An 18,197-nucleotide genomic window follows, 5' to 3' on the forward strand; every position below is an offset into this window, starting at 1 on the left:
TTGGGGACGTGTCAGTGCGTCGGATCCGTTACGGCCTCGATCAGCAGGGCCTGCCCCGGGTTGAGCGTCGGCATCGGAAGCCCCGCCCCGGTCAGGACCGTACCGGGCATCGGCACCCAGTCCTCGACGGCGGCCCGGTACCAGGCGGGCGCGACGACCTGGTGCATGGAGGGCAGCCCGGCCTCCGTGCGGATGCGCACCCGGTAGGACCGGCCGGGGGCGAGCCCGGGGAGGCGGACGCGGCCGGACTGGGCCGGCACGGAGGTCTCCGTCCGCGCCCAGCAGTACAGCGCGGCACCGGCGTCCGGTGCGACGACGCCGTGCAGGTACGTCGCGTCGTCGGCGAGGTCCGCCCTGACGACCCGTCCGCCGTGCAGCAGCCCCCGTACCTCCTTGTAGAGCGCCGCCCACCTGGTCAGCGCCTCCCGCTCCGCAGGGGTGCGCGCCGTCAGGTCGTCCTCGATGCCCGCGTGTCCGAACAGCGCGGTGATCAGGCGGAACGAGTCGTCGGCGACCCGGCCCGTCGTGTGGCTGCGCGGACCCCCGACATGGGCGCCGATCAGTTCGGGCGGCAGCAGCTGGCCCGTCCAGCGCTGGATGGCCTGGCGCTCCACCGGGTCGTTGCAGTCCGAGGCCCACACCCGGTCCGTGCGGGCGAGGACGCCGAGGTCGACGCGTCCGCCGCCGCTGGAGCACGATTCGATCTCCAGACCGGGCCGGCGGGACCGCAGCGTGTCCATGAGCCGGTACAGGGCCCGGGTCTGGGCGTGCACCCCCGGCCGGTCTCCGCCGTGCGCGTCGCGGTGGACCGCCTCGTGCAGTTCCCGGTTGTGGTCCCATTTCAGGTAGTCGATGCGGTACTCGGCGACGAGCGCGTCCAGCGACTCCAGCAGATACGCGAACGCCTCCTCGTGGGCCACGTTCAGCACGTACTGATGGCGGGAGCTCGGCCCGAGGCCCGCTGACGGGCCGAGGATCCAGTCGGGGTGCTCGCGTGCGAGGCGGGACCGGAGGTTCACCATCTCCGGTTCCACCCAGAGTCCGAACTGCATGCCGTGGGCGTGCACCCGCTCCGCCAGCGGGGTCAGACCGTCGGGCCACATCTGCGGGTCGACGGTCCAGTCCCCGAGTCCGGCCGTGTCGTCGCGCCGGCCGAGGAACCAGCCGTCGTCCAGGACGAGGCGCTCCACCCCGACCGCGGCCGCGTCGTCGGCCAGGGCGAGGAGTCGTTCGGGACGGTGGTCGAAGTAGACGGCCTCCCAGGTGTTCAGGGTCAGCGGACGGGGTGACGACGGGTGCCCGGGCCGGGAGCGGAGCATCGTGTGGAAGCGGCCGGCGAGCCCGTCGAGGCCTTCGGCGGACCAGGCGAAGTAGCACTCGGGCGAGGTGTAGCTGTCGCCCGGGGCGAGCCGGATCTCGCCGGGCGTGAGCAGCTCGCCGCCGCCGAGGACGCCGCCGTGTACCCCGGCGCCTTCGGGCAGCCGTTCGGCGAGCCAGCGCTGGTTGCCGCTCCAGCCGACGTGCAGGGCCCAGACCTCGCCCGTACGGAATCCGAATCCGGGTACGCCGACCGTCAGGAGATGGGGCGCGTCAAGCCCGGGGCGTCCCCGGCGGACCTCACGGACGTGGCCCGCGAAGGCGAGCCGGCCCCGTTGCGGGGAGCGTTCGCGGCACCACTTGCCGGTGAAGTCCAGGAACTCCTGGGCGCGGTTCGGCACCGGGAGCAGGGCGGTGGTGGAGGCGAGGTCGTACGGGGCGGGGCCGGGGGCTCCGGCCGGGCAGGACAACCGGGTGCGGACGGCCAGGACACCGGACGGGTCGAGGCGGTAGGTGAGGCCGAGGTCGAGACCGGCGTCGGTGTCCCGCAGAGCGATGACGAGTGCGTCCGGGCTCTCCTCGGCGCCGGTCATCGTGACGCGGGGTGCGGTGGCGGTTCCGGCCCGGTGGCCTTCCTGGGCCGGGGTTCCCGACCAGCCGTCGGCCTGGGTGGGCCAGACGGTGAACTGCCGTGGCTCGTCGAGCGCGCAGTGGAGCGAGGCCGCGTCCGCCGTCAGGGCCAGGGCCGCGAGACCGTCGTCGGTCAGCTCCCCGAGGTCCTCGCCCCAGTGCAGGACGCGGGGCAGCGGAGTGCGGAGCTCGACGACGAAGCTCACCCCGGCCGCGCGCAGGTGTGCGATCCGGGTGGTGCTGCGGGTCATGCCGTGTCCTCTCGGAGCCGATGGGCCGCGACTCGTCTCGCGTCGGCTCGCTTCGTGGCCGGTCAGGCGTAGGGGTCGAAGGGGATCCCGGCGGGCTTCGCCCGGTCGAGGTGGGAGGCGAAGTTGCCGTCCTTGAGCCCGAACACGGCGCTTTTGAAGTCGGCCTGGACCAGCTTCTCCCGGATGCCGGCGGGGTAGCCGTTCCAGCCGACCAGACCGGGGAACTGCCACTGGTGGTAGTGGTTCTCCGGCGGCTCGTCGCCCGTGGTCGCGCGGCGGAAGCAGTGCGTTCCGATGCCGTCCTTGTGGTACACGACCTTGGGGTGCGTCCCGTCCCACAGCATCCCGTCGCGGCCGTACACGTGGAAGTCGCCGTGGGCGGAGGTGGACACGTACTTCGCCTCGTCGTCCTGTACCCACACCACGACATGCTCCCAGTCGTGCCGGTGGCCGCCGAGCCCGCTGCCGGCCACGGCCTGGTCCTTCTCGAAGTAGAGGCCGTACATGATGGCGCACCAGCCGTTGTTGCACAGGGAGCGTGCGTAGCCGTTCGTGTTGTCCAGGTCCCAGGAGTCGTGGCAGCTGCCGTTGACGGCGCCCGTGGTCTTGAGTCCCGGTGCCACGGTCCCGTCGGCACCGATGGCGGGTGTCGGGTAGCAGCCGTCTCCGTCGTAGTCGAAGGCGGGCTGGAACGTCTGCTCCAGCCCGTCCGCGTTCGCGGGCAGAGCGCCCGGTACGGCCGCGAAGGCGCTGCCGGACGAGGCGACGACCAGGGTCGCGGCGGCGGACAGGGTGAGTAACGCCTTGCGGAGCCGTCCTCGGTTCTTCACTGCTTCCTCCTGGATCACGCCTGCCGGACTCGGCCAAGCCATGGCATGCCCATGTCCAGGCTCGCGGAACCCCCGTGATGCCGGCCGTGATCTCCGTCGGGGTATCGGTCACGCGTAGTCCGCGAAGCAGTGGGCCGCTATCCGGCTGGTGGGGTAGCCGAGCGCCACATCCGTGAGCAGGCGCACGAGGAACTCCCCCATACCGCAGTCGTATCGCTCCCAGGTGTCGAAGTCCGTACGGACGAGCACGGTCCATTCGTCCGGATCGGGCGCACCCGTCTGCCAGACGAAGTCGAGCTCCTGCTCCGACGATCCCCAGCGCAGAAGTCCTTCCGGTTCCGGGAACCGGGCATGGGGCCGCCACAGGTCGTCCCCGTACGCCGCGTCGGACGTCGCCCATTGCACGAGGTCCAGGCCTCGGACGCCGGGAACGAGCAGTTCGAGGTACGTGTCGAAGCTTCCGTACCCGAACATCTCGGCGATCTCCTTGTAGTCGCCCGGCAGCCGTGTGCCCAGGGCCTGTTCGGCGGCCTGCCAGTCGACCGGCGTCCGGGGAAGCGGTTCCCAGCCGGTGAGCAGGCGCAGCTTCTCCGCCGACGAGGCGCCCTCCGGCAGCCCTTCCGCTGCCGGGTCCGCACGGTGGGCGACCACGACGGCCGCCTGCTCCCGTCCGGCACGGACCACCCGCGCGCATCCGATCCAATCGTTCCAGTACGGCCACGCGCGCATCTCCAGCAACTCCTCGCCGAAGGGCTCGACGAGCGGCTGTCCGGTTCGCGTGTTGACCGGCTCCACCCTCCGGCCGTCATCGATCAGCGTCCGGGCGCTCCCGGCCCTGCCGGAGATCTCGTCGACGAGTTCCTGGAAGTCCGTTCCCTCCGGCACGTCCAGGATGACCGGCGGACGGGGAGCGGGCGCAGGTCCCAGCACGTGACGGAGGTGCTGCCAGACGGTGTTGACGAATGCGGGTTCGGCCATGACCGCCAGTCAACCGCATCCCTCCGACATCCGGCGCCTGCGCCCGGGTTCAGCGCAGCAGTGCCGCCCGCAACGTGATGCCGTGCCGTGTACGCAGCCGCCGCAGTTCCCACATCGCCGCAACGGTGACCGTCAGCGGGGCTCCGAGGAGGAACACCACCCGCACGCCGAGCGGCACACCGTCGTAGGCCCCCCGGAACACGTCGAAGAGGGCGACCTCCCAGACGAGCAGCGGCGGCGATGCCGCGGTGAGCATGATCGGTTCCGTCTCGTGCAGGTCCGCCGTCCTGAAGACGTGCACGAGCGCCTGTGCGATGCCGTAGAGGGACTGAACGGCGCGAGCCACAGGAGGAAGGCGCCCAGAGCGAACAGCAGCACCACCCGCCCCGCGGACGCCGTCCAGTCCGTGTTCTCGTCGACGTACCCCAGGCCGGTGATCAGTCTCGGCACGGCGAGCGTGGTGACCAGGGCGAGCAGCGCCCCGGCGGGCTTGGCCGCACGGCGCAGGAACAGGCGCCGGTGGGGCGGGCGGGCCGCCATGACGAACACGGCGACGGCCACCGGGAACGTGACCCCCAGCGCGATGAGAGTGGTACGGATCTGGCCGAAACGGTCGTCGACCACGGCGTCGGCGTCCGGCGCCGCTCCGTAGGACAGCAGCATCCAGGTGACCGCGATCAGACCGACGACCGTCCGCAGGACCTGCACCCGCTTCACCACCGGGTCGTTCACCCGGTCCGGCCGGGACGGCGTGAACACCGCGCGCCCCACGGCGATCGGATTGAACAGACGCCCGAAGGTCATCCGCCGTACCGGACCCGGCGGCACGGGTGGCCGGCCCACACCCGGCTGAAGTCCACCCCCGTACGGGTTCCACGGAGCCCCGCCCCCGCCACCGCTCATCCCCGTGTCCTTCCTGCCGTGCGAACTCCCGCTGCGAGCTTATCCGTTCGGCAGCAACCCCTTCGAAGCCCGCGCTCTCCCGAGCACCGTCATGCAGGCCGTGTCCCGTCGGCACGCCCGCGGGCTCCGGCAGATCGTCGCCCGGCTCGACGACTGGCCGTGGCCTACGACGTCCCGCCGGTGCGGGGCACGGTGTCGACGTCATGGTGAATGGGCGCCCGCGTTCCGGTCAGCGGTGCGCCCGTTCCGCCCCGGCGCTCCGCCACGATCTCCGCCGCGATGGACAGGGCGGTCTCCTCCGGCGTACGGGCGCCGAGGTCGAGGCCGATCGGGGAGCGCAGTCGGTCCAACTCGTCCTCGGTCAGCCCGGCTTCGCGCAGCCGCTGGTTCCGGTCCTCGTGCGTGCGGCGCGAGCCCATCGCACCGACGTACGCGACGGGCAGACGCAGGGCCGTCTCCAGCAGCGGAATGTCGAACCTGGCGTCATGGGTCAGCACACACAGGACGGTGCGCTCGTCGGTGGCGGCGCTCTCGAGGTACCGGTGCGGCCAGTCGACCACCACGTCGTCCGCCTCGGGGAAGCGGGCCCGGGTGGCGAAGACGGGCCGGGCGTCGCACACCGTCACATGGTGGCCGAGGAACTTGCCCGCCCGCACCAGCGCCGTGGCGAAGTCCACGGCGCCGAACACGATCATCCGGGGCGGCGGCACGCTCGACTCCACGAACAGCGTCAGGCCACCCGGGCAGCTCGTCCCGTCCTCCGCGATCTCCACGGTGCCGGTACGGCCGCCGTCCAGCAGGGCCCTCGCCTCCGCGGCAGCCCTGCGGTCCAGGGCCGGGCGCCCGTCGAGGCCGCCCTCGTACGATCCGTCGCCCCGGACCAGCAACGCCCGGCCGAGCAACGCCTCCGGCCCGCGGACCACCCGGGTGAGCGCCACCGCCTCGTCGCGGCGGGCCGCCGACAATGCCGCCCGGAACAACGGCTCCTGCGAGCGCACCGGTGCGACGAGGATGTCGATCACACCGCCGCAGGTGAGTCCCACGGCGAAGGCGTCCTCGTCGCTGTACCCGAACCGCTCCCGCACGGTCCGGCCGTCCTGGAGTGCCTGGACGCACAGTTCGTACACGGCGCCTTCCACACAGCCGCCGGAGACCGACCCGATGACGGTGCCTTCGCCGTCGACGGCCAGCGCCGCGCCCGGTGCGCGCGGCGCACTGCCGTCGACCGCGACGACGGTGGCGACGGCGAAGTCGCGGCCCTCCTCGCACCAGCGGTGGAGGGCCGCTGCGATGTCAAGCACCCCGGGGTTCCTCCGCAGCCCGCTGCCGCGCCTCTTCCGCCGCCGCGAGGACACGGTCGGGACGGATCGGCAGGCTGCGGTGGCGTACCCCGGTCGCATGCCACACCGCGTTGGCGATGGCGGCGGCGACGCCCACGATGCCGATCTCACCGACGCCCTTGATGCCGACCGGGTCCTCGGGGTCGTGGTCGTCCACCCAGTCGGCCTCGATGTGCCGCACGTCGGCGTGGGCGGCGACGTGGTAGCCGGCCAGGTCGGCGTTGACGTAGCCGCCGGACGCCGCGTCGCGGACCGCCTCCTCGTGCAGGGCCATGGAGAGCCCCCAGGTCATGCCGCCGACCAGCTGGCTGCGCGCGGTCAGCGGGTTGACGATGGTGCCTGCGGCGAAGATGCCGAGCAGTCTCCGTACGCGGACCTCGCCGGTGGTGATGTCCACGGCGGTCTCGGCGAACTGGGCCCCGTAGGCGTGCCGTTCCTTCTGCGCGAGGGCGCCGATCGCTTCGCTGGTGTCCGATCGGGTGGTGATGCCTTCCGGCGGAACGGATCCGCCGAGGGCGAGGAGTTCGCGCAGTTCGTCCGCTGCCAGCCGCACCGCCCAGGCCCAGGATCGGGTGCCCATGGAGCCTCCGGCGATCCACGCCGGGCCCAGGTCGCTGTCCCCGAGGCTTACCCGGATGCGGTCCGGTGTCACCCGCAGCGCGTCCGCGGCGACCGAGACCATCGCGGTCCTGGCCCCGGTCCCGATGTCGGCCGCGTTGATCCCCACGGTGAAGCTGCCGTCCGGCTGCGCGGTGACGGCCGCGGTGGAAGCGCCGGCGCCGGCGGGGAAGGACGCCGCCGCCATACCGGTCCCCAGGAGCCAGCGTCCCTCACGCCGCAGTCCCGGGCGTGGGTCCCGGCCCGCCCAGCCGAAGCGGCGGGCGCCTTCCTCGAAGCAGGCGATCTGGTTGCGGCGGCTGAAGGGGAGCCCTGACACGGGACCGGTCTCCGGCTGGTTGCGCGCGCGCAGCTCGATCGGGTCCAGGCCGCACTTCTCGGCCAGTTCGTCGATGGCCGATTCGAGGGCGAAGGAGCCGGGCGTCTCCCCCGGTGCCCGCATCCAGGTGGGGGTCGGCACGTCGAGCCGCACCAGCCGGTGCCCGGTGCGATGGGCGTCGGCGTCGTACATGGTGCGCCCCACGTTCGCGCTCGGCTCCACGAACTCGTGCACGGTCGACGTGAGGCTCAGCGACTGGTGGTCGAAGGCCCGCAGACGGCCGCCGGTGTCGGCCCCGAGCGTGACCCGTTGCAGGGTGGGGCTGCGGAATCCGACCAGCGAGAACATCTGGCGGCGCGTCAGCACGACGCGGACAGGCCGGTGGAGCAGGGTCGTGGCCATCACGGCCGCCACCTGGTGGGGGGACAGTCCCTTCGACCCGAAGCCGCCGCCCACGTGCTCGGAGCGCACCCGGACGGATGACGGGTCGAGGGAGAAGAGCGACGCGAGTTCGCTCGCCACCCAGAAGGTGCCCTGGTTGGAGTCGAGGACATCCAGCCGGCCGCCCTCCCACCGGGCCGTCGCGGCGTGCGGCTCCATGGAGTTGTGGTGTTCCTCCGGCGTGGAGTACTCCTCGTCCACGACGTGGGCGGCCTCCCGGAGCCGGGCCTCCAGGTCCCCCTTCTCCGTGTCGGCCTGTTCCACCGCAGGTCCGCCGGGGGTGTACGCACCGGCGTGCCCGGCGACGAACCCCACGTCGTGCGGTTCCTCGTCGTAGCGCACCACCAGTGCCTCGGCGGCCGCGCGGGCCTCCTCGGACGTCTCGGCGACGACCAGTGCCACGGGCCAGCCCATGAAGGGCACCCGGTCGTGCTGGAAGATCCCGACCACCGGGTTGGGCGGGCCCAGCATGCCCATGTACGCGGTGTCGACACGCGGTGCGTTCTCGTGGTGGAGCACGGCGAGGACACCGGGCATGTCCCGGACGGGCGCATCCTCCACGGACCGGATCCGGCCGCGCGCCACGGTCGACAGCACCAGCCAGCCGTGGGCCAGTTCGGCGAAGGGGATCTCGCCGGCGTAGCGGGCCGCGCCGGTGACCTTGTCCCTGCCTTCCACGCGGGTACGGGATGAGCCGACCGCTCCCGTGACGGTGGTGTTCTCGGTCGTGGTGGTCATCGGGCGGCCTCCTCGGCGAGTTCGGTGAGCACGGCCGTGACGAGGTTGCGCATCAGGGTCACCTTGTATCCGTTGTCCGCAAGGGGCTCGGCCGCCGCCAGTTCGGCGTCCGCCGCGGCGGCGAACGCCTCCGCGTCCGCGGGGCCGCCGGTCAGTGCCTGCTCGGCCGTCCGGGCCCGCCAGGGACGGGACGCCACCGCGCCGAGGGCCAGGCGCACCTCGCGTACGACGCCGTCCTGGACGTCGAGCGCCGCTGCGACGGAGCCGATCGCGAACGCGAAGGAGGCCCGTTCACGTACCTTCCGGTAGCGGGAGCGCGCGGCGACGGCGGCCGGGGGCACGGTGACGCCGGTGATCAGTGCGCCGGGCGGGAGAGCCGTTTCGAGGTGCGGGGTCTCCCCCACCGGAAGATAGAAGTCGGCGACCGCCGACTCACCCGGGCCGTCGGACGTTTCGTACGAGATGACCGCGTCGAAGGCCGCCAGCGCGACCGCCATGTCCGAGGGGTGCGTCGCCACGCAGTGCTCGGATGCGCCGAGGATCGCGTGGTTGTGGTGTTCGCCCGCCCGTGCGGGGCAACCGCTGCCGGGGGTCCGCTTGTTGCACGGCTTGGCGATGTCGCCGAAGTAGCCGCAGCGGGTCCGCTGGAGGAGGTTTCCGCCGACGGTGGCCATGTTGCGCAGTTGTCCGGAGGCACCGGCCAGAACCGCCTGCGCCAGGGCCGGGTAGTGCCGGCGGACCTCGGCATGGGCGGCGAGGTCGCTGTTGGTGACGGTCGCGCCGACGCGCAGTCCGCCGTCGGGTGTGAACGCGATGTCGCCGAGCGGGAGTTCCTGGACGTCGACGAGCAGCGTCGGCCGTTCCACGCCGGTCTTCATCAGGTCGACGAGGTTGGTGCCGCCGCCGAGGAGGCGGGCACCGGGGTCCTCCGCGAGCAGGGCCACTGCCCCGGATACATCGCGGGCGCGTTCGTATCCGAATTCCCTCATGCCACAGCCTCCTTGGCGTCTTCCGCGGACACTTCCGCGGCACGCGCCACTGCCTGCACGATGGACATGTACGCGCCGCAGCGGCAGAGGTTGCCGCTCATCCGCTCGCGGATCTCCTCCGCGGTGAGAGCGGGCACCCCCGCTTCGGGCCGGATGTCGTCGGTCACGGCGCTCGGCCAGCCCGCCGCGTGTTCCTCGATCACCGCGAGTGCCGAGCAGATCTGGCCAGGGGTGCAGTAGCCGCACTGGTAGCCGTCGAGGTCGAGGAAGGCCTGCTGCACCGGATGCAGCCGGTCGCCGTCGGCGACGCCTTCGATGGTGGTGATCGCGCGCCCCTCGGCGGCGACCGCGAGCTGCAGACAGGCGACGGTCCGCCGCCCGTCGAGCAGTACCGTGCAGGCACCGCACTGCCCCTGGTCGCAGCCCTTCTTGGTGCCGGTCAGATCGAGACGCTCACGCAGGGCGTCGAGGAGTGTGGTGCGGTGGTCGACGGGCAGCGTGTAATTTTCGCCATTGATGTTCAGGGTGATGGCACTGGACGTCGATGGGGCCATGATCAGCCTTCTTTCGCATTGCTTATGCGCGTCGAACGAGACGATCCCGGCAGCGCGCCGGGAGGGAGAGGGCGGTTCGGGTGGGGGGCGGGCGACCGGGGACTCCGGTCGGCCTCATGGGCCGGATCTACCGCTACGATGAGGGAAAGCGGACACCTGTCCGCTTATCCGTCGAACCTAGTGGACAGCTGTCCGCTTAGCAAGGCCGTCAGGGCCGTGTGTCCGGAAGGAGGAGTCGTGGACGACGAGAAGTGCACGCCCCAGCGTCCGGACGCGCAACGGAACCGCGAGCGCATCCTGGCCGTCGCCCTCGTGGAACTGACACGGTCGGCCGACGCCCCGGTGAGCACGATCGCGAAGAAGGCCGGTGTCGGGCAGGGGACGTTCTACCGCAACTTCCCGAACCGCGAGGCGCTCGTCCTGGAGGTCTACCGCTACGAGATGCAGCAGGTCGCTGAGACCGCGGCCCAGCTGCTCGCGACCCGCGCCCCCGACCGGGCGCTGCGGGAGTGGATGGACCGGCTGGCGCAGTACGCCATGGCCAAGGCCGGTCTGGCCGTCGCCCTGCGCGCGACCGCCAGCAGGTACGGCAGTCTGGCGCAGCTCGGCCACGGCCCGGTGACCCGAGGCGTCACGCTCCTGCTGCGCGCGAACGAGGAGGCGGGCACCATCCGCCCGGATGTGACCCCCGACGACTTCCAGCTCGCCATCGCCGGTCTCTGGCAGCTCGACCCGCAGAGCGACTGGCAGCCGAGGGCCGCCCGCCTGTTCGACCTGGTGATGGACGGACTGCGGGCGGGGGCTCCCGGCGCGTCGGCGTAGCCCAGCACTCCGTACGGTTCACGACGCAGCGGCCCCGATGACCACCGTGCGCGCCCACGCGGGCGGTTCGTCCGGTACGTACTCGGAGTCCTCGTCCCACCTCCGCTCATGCGGCCGGTCGAACAGACCCACCACCGTCCGGCACGGCGGTGGCGAGCCGGGCCAGGGGGTCTGCCCGTCGGTGAGAGCCACGATGACGTCGGGCCGGGGCTGCGACCGGAGCGCCCTGGCGAAGCCCGAGCGCAGGTCCGTACCGCCACCGCCGACCAGCGCGATGCCCTCGGCACGGCACAGTGGTTGGACGACCCGGGTCGCCGCGTCGCACGCCAGGACGGTGACCAGGTCCCGCCGGCCGCCCACGGCCCGGGAGATGGCGGCGACCTCCAGCAGCGCACTGCCCAGTTCGGCGTCGCTGACCGAACCCGAGGTGTCGACGACCACCGCGACGCGCGGCGGCCTGCGCCGCAGGCTCGGCAGCACGACACCGGGCACGCCTGCGGAACGCCGGGCCGGGCGGCCGTACGTGTAGTCCTCGCCGGCCCCCGGCCCCGACACCGCCGAACGGAGCGCCGCCCCCAGCAACTGCCGCCAGGGCTGGGGCGAGTGGAACGCCTCCTGCGCCCACCGTCTCCACCCCTTCGAGGCGTTCCCCGGCCGTCCGACGATGCCCTGGGCCACCCGGAAGCGCACCGCGTCCCGCTCCTGCGGGCTGAGACCGTGGGCGCCGCCCGGCCCCAGGTCCCACTCCCGTTCCAGCCCGTCGGCGCCGCTGCCGCAGTCCAGCCAGGCCAGGTGCTGCGTACGCGCCCCGAGCCGGAACTGTCGCAGGTAGTCCTCCATGAGCTCCCCCTCGGGCAGTTCCAGATGGCGGGGCTCCACCGCCCCCGCGGGCCGCACAAGACCGTCGCCGAACACGTCGTCGTTGATCTCGCAGTCGGCGGCGATGTTCATCCGCAGCCGCTCCGCCGGACCGGCCGGACCGTGCTCCCTCACGAACCGGTCGCTGCGCCCGTGGTGGTCGCGCAGGAGGTGCGACACCTCGTGGACCCACACACCGGCGAGCTCCTCCACCAGTGTCCGGTCCACGAAGCCGGGCGAGGCGTAGCACCGCCAGTACCGGTCCACCGCCATGGTCGGGACCCGCCTCGACTCCACGAGGTGCAGGGCGAACAGTGCGGTCGCCAGGTAGGGGCGGGCGCGGGCCGCCTGCAACCGGGCGGCGTAGAGCTTGTCGAGGTCCAGGGCCCCCGGTTCGCCCGGGGTCACCGGCGGGCCTTGGTCGCGACCGCGGCACGGGCCGCCGCCTGCTCCGCGCGCCGGGAGAGCGACACGGTTCCGGCGAGCGCCTCGATCGACTCCGGCACGTCCCAGTCCTGCCGGCGCAGCGCGGCGAGCGTCGTGGCGGGGACGACGACCAGGTCCGGGGCCCCTGTCTCCAGCGCCCGGACGAGCAGGGCCCAGGCCGCGTCCCAGCGGGACTTCTCCGGAGTCCGGCGGACCGCCGCCACCACGCCGTCGAGTACGGCCTGGCGCAGATCCCCCCGCTCGGGCAGCTCGGCCCCTGCCGGGTCGGCGAGCAGGTCCTCCGGGTCCGGCAGGTCCATCCGGTCCAGGCTCGCCAGCAACTCCAGCCCAGGGCCGTCCCCCACCGCACCCCTGACGAGCAGTGACAGCACGTCGCGCGAGGCGTCGGCCGCCGTCGCGAACGCGATCAGACGCAGCGTCATCTCCCAGCTCCGCGGGGAGGGCCAGGCCCCGCCCCGGCGCGTCTCCCCGCTGGGCAGCCGGTGCACGAGCGCGGGGCGCGCGGACAGCAGCCCGCACACCGCGCGGCGGGCGAAGTCCACGGCCTCCGTGAGCCGTTCGGGGGCGAGCTGCGGCAGGGTGGCCCGCGGCCACGTCCCACCCAGTCCGCGCACCACGACCTCGTGGTCGTGGACCCATTGGAGGTGCACGAACCGATTGGCGAGGGGCGGGCTGAGCTCCCATCCGTCGGCCGCCGACGAGCGGGGGTTGGCGGCTGCCACGATCCGCACACCCGGCGGAAGCTGGAGCGCGCCGATCCGTCGCTCCAGTACGAGACGGAGGAGTGCGGCCTGCACGGCGGGCGGGGCCGTCGACAGTTCGTCGAGGAACAACAGCCCGCGGCCTGCCCGCACCAGGCGCACCGCCCAGTCCGGCGGCGCCATCGGCACGCCCTGTTCCGCGGGATCGTCGCCGACGATGGGCAGGCCCGAGAAGTCGGAGGGCTCGTGCACGCTGGCGATCACCGTGGTCAGCGGGAGGTCCAGCGACGCGGCGAGCTGGGTGAGCGCGGCGCTCTTGCCGATCCCCGGCTCGCCCCACAGGAGGACGGGCAGGTCGGCGGCGACGGCCAGGGTGAGGGCCTCCAGCTGGATGTCGGGGCGCGGTTCGGTGGTGGTGTCACGCAGGAGGGCCATCAGCTCCCCCGCGACGTCCAGTTGGGACGCGGGAGCGGGCTCGTGGTGGGTACGGGCGGGCGCGGACAGGGTGCGTGTGGGCATGGGTGATCACCTGAGGGGTCTCGGAACGGAGGGGAACACAGCTGGGGCGTGCGGGGTGAAGGGGCCCCGGATCAGCGGACGGTGGCGAGGCGCGGGCGCCGGTACGGGTGGCGGCCCCGGGAGCGCCGGTGCTCCGGGAGGGCGTGGCGAGAACCGGATCCGGCGAGGTCCGCCCGGAACAGTCCGTAGTCGATGCGCCGCCGCGCCGCGGTCTCCAGCTCGTCCCGCAGCGGGCCGGCGCGCAGGACGGCTCCGGGACCCAGCAGCCCTTCGACGACGGCCAGCGCACCTTCGATGTCACCGTGGTCCAGGCGTTCGCGGACTCCGGTGAGGCAGTCAGGACGGCGGTGGGCCTCGTCGATGGCCTGGAGGCAGGGCATCGGCGTCCCGGTCAGGGCCGCCAGGAGCTCCTCACGGCGAAGTTCGGCCGGGTCGTGGTCGAGCGGGGCCAGGACCCCGTCGACGAGCCCGATCCGGTGTAGCGCTCCGCCGCACTCCACGAGGCGCGGCTGTCCGGCCCCGTCCGGATGCGGGGCGGGCCCCGCCGGGACGTGCCCCGGAATCAGGGCCCGGACGACCAGGGGGTGCAGCCGGTCGGCCTCGATCACCCCGCTGCGGATCAGCTCCAGGTCGGGCAGCGCCCAGGCCGCCGCGTCGGGCAGGACCGGCAGCACGCATCCGGCGGTGTCCGGGGACGCCTCCGCGATCCGCAGTGCGGGCGGGCCCGTCCCGTCACCGTGCGCGTCCTGTTCGAGGAGCAGCCGGTGCCGGCCCCCGAACCGCACGACGAACGTGCCGGCGGACCGGGCCTCGGCCCGCAGCAGCAGGGCCGCCTCGGCCGCCCACAGCCCGGTGGCGCAACGCCGGCCCGGCGGAATCAGGGCCCGCACGCGCGGGTCCACGCCGCAACCGTCATCAGCATCGGCCGGCGGGCGGTCGGCCCCGGACCGGATGCGCAGTTCGTCCGTCGTGCGGGCGTCCCACAGGTGGCGATGCAGGTCGAGGCGGAAGCGCCGGCTGGGGCGGGGATGCGGATGGCGGCGGGCGTCCGTGTCGGAGCGGGAGCCGTCCCACAACGCGAGGCTGATCCGCTGGCCGGCATCGGCCCGGGCCGGCGGGGTCCGGACCACGAGATGCAGGGGGTCATGGCTGCCGGGCTCCCCGGCTTCGTACCGTGCCAGAGCCATCGTCAGGCCCGGGCGCAGCAGCCCGTGCGGAGCGATTCTCGGCAGGTGCCAGCGCAGCAGGTCCGGCACGAGGTGGCGCAGGTCGGCCCGTACCCGGCCGGCCAGTTCCCGGCCGTGCGTGTGCGCCAGGGTGCGGAGTCGGAGATCGACGTCGATGCCCGCGGCGGCGCACGCTCCGGCCCAGTCACCGGCGCGGCGGCGGACGGTCGCGGTCTCGATCATGGAGGGCGGCACGGCGAACTCGCGTACGCGCAGCCAGAAGGTGAGGAAGGGATCCGTGTTCGCGTTCTCAGTGAGCATCAGCACTCACCTTGCGCGGACGGGTCCCCCAATCCGAGAGCAGTGTGTGTGGTCATCGCGGGCAGCCTAGCGGCCCCTATGTGCGGCCGCCACGCATTTTCGACGCGCTCTTCGCACCTGCGGCCGGTGTCGTCGCCGGTCACCGGCTCCGACGGCGCACCGGCCGCAGATGCGAAGGAGCGTCAGGAGGCCACGCGCTCGGCTGTCGCGACGTCGTCGGGGCGGCTCAGGCCGAGGTGGTCGCGCAGGGTCGCGCCCTCGTACTCCGTACGGAACACACCCCGTTCCTGAAGGATCGGGACCACGGTGTCGGCGAACACGTCCAGCCCGCCGGGTGTGATGTGCGGGACCAGGATGAAGCCGTCGGCGGCGTCCGCCTGGACGAAGTCGTTGATGGTCGACGCGACGGTGTCCGGTGAGCCGACGAAGGCCTGGCGGTTGCCGGTTTCGATGACGAGGTCGCGGATCGACCAGTTCTTCGCGGCCGCGAGCTCCCGCCACTCCCGGGCGATGGCCAGCGGATCGCGGTACATGCGTACCTGCGCGCGGCCGCGGGCGATCGTGTGTTCGCCGAGGTCCGGGTCGATGTCGGGAAGCGGGCCTTCGGGGTCGTACGAGGACAGGTCGCGGTTCCAGACGAACTCGAGGTGCTTGATCGCGGTGGCGCCGCTGACCTGCTGCCGGCGTACGTCGCGGGCCAGTTCCCGCGCCTCGGCGTCCGTGTCGCCGAGGACGAAGGTCGCGGCGGGAAGGATCAGCAGCTGATCGTGGGTGCGGCCATGGCGGGCGAGCCTGCCCTTGACGTCCGTATAGAACGCCTGTCCCTCCTTGAGGGTGCTGTAGCGGCTGAAGATCGCGTCGGCGCCCTCCGCCGCGAACTCGCGTCCGTCGTCGGAGTCACCGGCCTGGAAGATCACCGGGCGGCCCTGCGGGCTGCGCGGGACGTTGAACCGCCCCTCGATGTCGAAGTGCTGTCCCTTGTGCGCGAAGGACCCGGCCCGGGCGTCCCGGAGGAAGACGCCGGCCCCCTGATCGGCGACGATCTCGTCGCCGCGCCATGAGTCGAACAGTTCGTTGGCCGTGGCGAGGAACTCCTTGGCCCGGGAGTACCGCTCCTCCTGCGGAAGGAATCCGCCGCGGCGGAAGTTCTCGCCCGTGAAGGCGTCCCACGAGGTGACGACGTTCCACGCCGCGCGCCCGCCCGACAGATGATCGAGGCTGGCGAACTGGCGGGCCACCTCATAGGGCTCGTTGAACGTGGAGTTGATCGTGCCGGTGAGGCCCAGGCGTTCGGTGACGGCCGCCAGGGCGGACAGCACGGTGAAGGTGTCGGGGCGCCCGACGACATCCAAGTCGTAGATCTGCCCGCCCTGTTCACGGAGCCGGAGCCCTTCGGCGAGGAACAGGAAGTCGAACTTGGCCCGTTCGGCGGTACGCGCGAAGTGCGCGAACGAGCTGAATTCGACATGGCTGCCTGCCGCGGGATCGCTCCACACGGTGGTGTTGTTCACGCCCGGGAAGTGGGCGGCGAGATGGATCTGCTTGAGCGGCTTGCCGGTGCTGGTGCCGGCGCCGTTGCTGGTGCTCATGTCTGTGGTCCCTCCGGCTCAGACGGCGGCGTAGCGGTTGGCGGGGCGGGCGAGTCCGAGCAGCCCGCGCAGGGTGCCGGCCTCGTAGGCGGTCCGGAAGGCGCCTCGGCGCTGCAGTTCGGGTACGAGTTGACGGGTGATCGCCGGGAGGTCGTGGGCGGTCGCCGCGGGGCGCAGCCGGAATCCGGTGAGCCCGGCCCGCTGCCATTCCAGGAGCAGGTCCGCCAGTTGCGCGGGTGTGCCGGTGAAGACCTTCGCGTCACTGGTGTACGGATATCCCGCGAGGCCGTCGAGCCGGTCCCGGCGGGCTGCTGCGGCTCCGGGATCGTCGTCGAGGAAGACGACGAGGTCCCCGAAGATGTGGAGGGGCTCCTCCGCGCGCCCCGCGGCTGCCTGTTCGGCACGTATCTCTTCGACGATGGTTCGGGCCCGGACCGCGTCGTGCGGGGTGACATAGCCGATGTCCGTGGAGCGGGCCACCAGTCGGAACGGCACGCTTTGGTGGGCCAGGGCGCTGACGACCGGCTGTCCCTGCGGGGGCCGGGGCGTGATCGAGGGGCCCTTGACACTGAAGTGCCGTCCCTCGAAGTCGATGTAGTGCAGCTTGTCGCGGTCGATGAAGCGGCCGGTGGCGACGTCGCGTATCTCCGCCCCGTCCTCCCAGCTGTCCCAGAGTCGGCGCACCGCCTCGACGTAGTCGGCGGCCTCCTCGAAGAGTTCGGCGGTCAGGTCGCGGACGGCCGGGGTGTCCAGGTCCTCGACGCCGAAGTGCGGGAACGTGCGGCGGCCGAAGTGCGCGGCTTCGTGCTGCCGGGCCGACACCTGAATGCGCAGACCGGCCCGGCCGGTGCTGACGTAGTCGAGCGTGGCGATCGCCTTGGAGATGTGGAACGGCTCCGTGTGCGTGGCGACGACGGTGGGAACGAGCCCGATGTGCCGGGTCAGCGGGGCCACGCGGGCGGCGACGAGTACCGCGTCGAGGCGCCCGCGCTCCTGGTCGGTGCGGTCGTCGGGCCCCGTGAACCGCGAGGACTGGAGCCCGAGCGCGTCCTCGATCGTGACGAAGTCGAGCAGGCCGCGTTCGGCCTCCTGGACGGTGTCGGCCCAGTACGCGGCGGTGAGCAGTTCCCCGGGCCGGGCCTCCGGCTCACGCCATGCGGCCGGGTGCCAGCCCGCGCCGTTGAGCGCGACGGCGAGGTGCAGGGGGGAGGACAGGGGAGGGTGCGGGGATGACGGTGCGGACACGACAGGCTGCCTTCCTGATCGACCGTGGGTGATCGCCGGGCCTCGTCGGGAGGTTCGGCGTCGCGGGTACGGATCAGGAACAACAGAGCGCGGCAGCCACGCGCTGGAGGTCGATGTGGGGCCGGGAGTAGAGGTGGACGCGGCGCCGCGGGGCGAGCACCCTGACGAGCGGGCAGGTCACCGATGGCATGACCGTCGCCTCCGCTCTTCCGGCTCGGCGGGCCCGGAGGCCTCGCGCTTGCGGAACCCGGACGGGCCCCGCCTGGTCGTCACCTGAAGCACCCCGCCGCGCAGGAGGGTTGCCGGTCGGCAAGCCAGGGCTTGACGCTGACACTCATGACCTGCCCGGAACGCTACGCGCGCCGGGCCCGCCGCGCAATGCCCGGCGGATCATGGCCGTACTCGCCTTGCTCCGACTCGCCTTGGTCCGACTCGCCTTGCTCCGACTCGCCTTGCTCCGAACGACAACAACGCGGCTGCGCCGCCTGTTCCGTCCACCCGCCCTATCAGGGCGGAGAGTTCCGGCGTCACCGTCCCCGCCCCCGGAGGACGGTGAGCGGCACCTGCGCACCGAGCCCCTCCCGGGCTCCGGATCGCGGCAGTCCGGACGCGCCTTGACCG

General features: G+C 72.6%; 15 protein-coding genes and 1 riboswitch. Of the genes, 1 reads left to right on the forward strand and 14 read right to left on the reverse strand.

Translation table 11 applies throughout. The annotated features are described in order from the left end of the window. Window positions 1-11 precede the first annotated feature (11 nt). From OG959_RS00005 to OG959_RS00040, 8 genes are all read right to left on the reverse strand, one after another. The gene (locus OG959_RS00005; protein WP_326655767.1) at window positions 12-2,198 is read right to left on the reverse strand and encodes an alpha-galactosidase; all 2,187 of its coding nucleotides are present in this window, start codon (window positions 2,196-2,198) and stop codon (window positions 12-14) included. A gap of 62 nt (window positions 2,199-2,260) precedes the next feature. Further along, window positions 2,261-3,028 carry an NPP1 family protein gene (locus OG959_RS00010; protein WP_326655769.1) on the reverse strand — a complete coding sequence of 256 codons (768 nt, stop codon included), beginning with the start codon at window positions 3,026-3,028 and terminating at the stop codon, window positions 2,261-2,263. A gap of 108 nt (window positions 3,029-3,136) precedes the next feature. After that, on the reverse strand, window positions 3,137-4,006 hold the full coding sequence (locus tag OG959_RS00015) for an SMI1/KNR4 family protein (RefSeq protein WP_326655771.1): 870 nt from the start codon (window positions 4,004-4,006) through the stop codon (window positions 3,137-3,139). A 49-nt stretch (window positions 4,007-4,055) separates the two neighbouring features. Beyond that, the gene (locus tag OG959_RS00020; protein WP_326655772.1) at window positions 4,056-4,352 is read right to left on the reverse strand and encodes a hypothetical protein; all 297 of its coding nucleotides are present in this window, start codon (window positions 4,350-4,352) and stop codon (window positions 4,056-4,058) included. 721 nt (window positions 4,353-5,073) lie between these two features. Beyond that, the gene (locus OG959_RS00025; protein ID WP_326655775.1) at window positions 5,074-6,210 is read right to left on the reverse strand and encodes an XdhC family protein; all 1,137 of its coding nucleotides are present in this window, start codon (window positions 6,208-6,210) and stop codon (window positions 5,074-5,076) included. Further along, window positions 6,203-8,365 carry a xanthine dehydrogenase family protein molybdopterin-binding subunit gene (locus OG959_RS00030; RefSeq protein WP_326655777.1) on the reverse strand — a complete coding sequence of 721 codons (2,163 nt, stop codon included), beginning with the start codon at window positions 8,363-8,365 and terminating at the stop codon, window positions 6,203-6,205. The genes OG959_RS00025 and OG959_RS00030 overlap by 8 nt, the downstream gene beginning before the upstream one ends. Beyond that, window positions 8,362-9,354: an FAD binding domain-containing protein gene (locus tag OG959_RS00035; RefSeq protein WP_326655779.1), complete on the reverse strand. Its 993-nt coding sequence runs from the start codon at window positions 9,352-9,354 to the stop codon at window positions 8,362-8,364. The genes OG959_RS00030 and OG959_RS00035 overlap by 4 nt, the downstream gene beginning before the upstream one ends. After that, the gene (locus OG959_RS00040) at window positions 9,351-9,908 is read right to left on the reverse strand and encodes a (2Fe-2S)-binding protein (protein WP_326655780.1); all 558 of its coding nucleotides are present in this window, start codon (window positions 9,906-9,908) and stop codon (window positions 9,351-9,353) included. The genes OG959_RS00035 and OG959_RS00040 overlap by 4 nt, the downstream gene beginning before the upstream one ends. 237 nt (window positions 9,909-10,145) lie before the next feature. On the opposite strand from OG959_RS00040, the gene OG959_RS00045 reads away from it, so the two are divergent. Then, window positions 10,146-10,730, forward strand: coding sequence for a TetR/AcrR family transcriptional regulator (locus OG959_RS00045; protein WP_326655782.1), 585 nt, complete (start codon window positions 10,146-10,148; stop codon window positions 10,728-10,730). Window positions 10,731-10,748: 18 nt separating this feature from the next. Here OG959_RS00045 and OG959_RS00050 read toward each other — a convergent pair whose 3' ends face one another. The 6 genes from OG959_RS00050 to OG959_RS00075 all read right to left on the reverse strand — a co-directional run bounded on the left by OG959_RS00050 (window position 10,749) and on the right by OG959_RS00075 (window position 17,766). Then, complete coding sequence (locus OG959_RS00050) at window positions 10,749-11,996, reverse strand: vWA domain-containing protein (RefSeq protein WP_326655784.1); 1,248 nt, start codon at window positions 11,994-11,996, stop codon at window positions 10,749-10,751. Next, window positions 11,993-13,255, reverse strand: a complete 1,263-nt coding sequence (locus tag OG959_RS00055; protein WP_326655786.1) for an AAA family ATPase — start codon at window positions 13,253-13,255, stop codon at window positions 11,993-11,995. Before OG959_RS00055 ends, OG959_RS00050 begins: the two co-directional genes overlap by 4 nt. A 71-nt stretch (window positions 13,256-13,326) precedes the next feature. Next, window positions 13,327-14,742: a hypothetical protein gene (locus OG959_RS00060; RefSeq protein WP_326655787.1), complete on the reverse strand. Its 1,416-nt coding sequence runs from the start codon at window positions 14,740-14,742 to the stop codon at window positions 13,327-13,329. A 182-nt stretch (window positions 14,743-14,924) separates the two neighbouring features. Then, window positions 14,925-16,331: an NtaA/DmoA family FMN-dependent monooxygenase gene (locus tag OG959_RS00065; RefSeq protein ID WP_326655789.1), complete on the reverse strand. Its 1,407-nt coding sequence runs from the start codon at window positions 16,329-16,331 to the stop codon at window positions 14,925-14,927. Between the two features lie 18 nt (window positions 16,332-16,349). Continuing rightward, entirely contained in the window at window positions 16,350-17,576 is a 1,227-nt protein-coding gene (locus tag OG959_RS00070) for an LLM class flavin-dependent oxidoreductase (RefSeq protein WP_326655791.1), read from the reverse strand. 73 nt (window positions 17,577-17,649) lie between these two features. Then, window positions 17,650-17,766, reverse strand: a complete 117-nt coding sequence (locus OG959_RS00075) for a putative leader peptide (RefSeq protein ID WP_326655793.1) — start codon at window positions 17,764-17,766, stop codon at window positions 17,650-17,652. 39 nt (window positions 17,767-17,805) lie between these two features. Then, window positions 17,806-17,918: riboswitch (SAM riboswitch) on the reverse strand. Window positions 17,919-18,197: the final 279 nt, after the last annotated feature.

The sequence above is a fragment of the Streptomyces sp. NBC_00385 genome (genome assembly GCF_035917155.1).
In the GTDB taxonomy this organism is placed as follows: domain Bacteria; phylum Actinomycetota; class Actinomycetes; order Streptomycetales; family Streptomycetaceae; genus Streptomyces; species Streptomyces poriferorum.

What these genes read in the sequence shown, in the direction of transcription:
- OG959_RS00060 (WP_326655787.1), bottom strand. Translation starts at nt 14,742, where the DNA reads ATGCTCACTGAGAACGCGAACACGGATCCCTTCCTCACCTTCTGGCTG.
- OG959_RS00055 (WP_326655786.1), bottom strand. Translation starts at nt 13,255, where the DNA reads ATGCCCACACGCACCCTGTCCGCGCCCGCCCGTACCCACCACGAGCCC.
- OG959_RS00065 (WP_326655789.1), bottom strand. Translation starts at nt 16,331, where the DNA reads ATGAGCACCAGCAACGGCGCCGGCACCAGCACCGGCAAGCCGCTCAAG.
- OG959_RS00035 (WP_326655779.1), bottom strand. Translation starts at nt 9,354, where the DNA reads ATGAGGGAATTCGGATACGAACGCGCCCGCGATGTATCCGGGGCAGTG.
- OG959_RS00030 (WP_326655777.1), bottom strand. Translation starts at nt 8,365, where the DNA reads ATGACCACCACGACCGAGAACACCACCGTCACGGGAGCGGTCGGCTCA.
- OG959_RS00005 (WP_326655767.1), bottom strand. Translation starts at nt 2,198, where the DNA reads ATGACCCGCAGCACCACCCGGATCGCACACCTGCGCGCGGCCGGGGTG.
- OG959_RS00075 (WP_326655793.1), bottom strand. Translation starts at nt 17,766, where the DNA reads ATGCCATCGGTGACCTGCCCGCTCGTCAGGGTGCTCGCCCCGCGGCGC.
- OG959_RS00040 (WP_326655780.1), bottom strand. Translation starts at nt 9,908, where the DNA reads ATGGCCCCATCGACGTCCAGTGCCATCACCCTGAACATCAATGGCGAA.
- OG959_RS00015 (WP_326655771.1), bottom strand. Translation starts at nt 4,006, where the DNA reads ATGGCCGAACCCGCATTCGTCAACACCGTCTGGCAGCACCTCCGTCAC.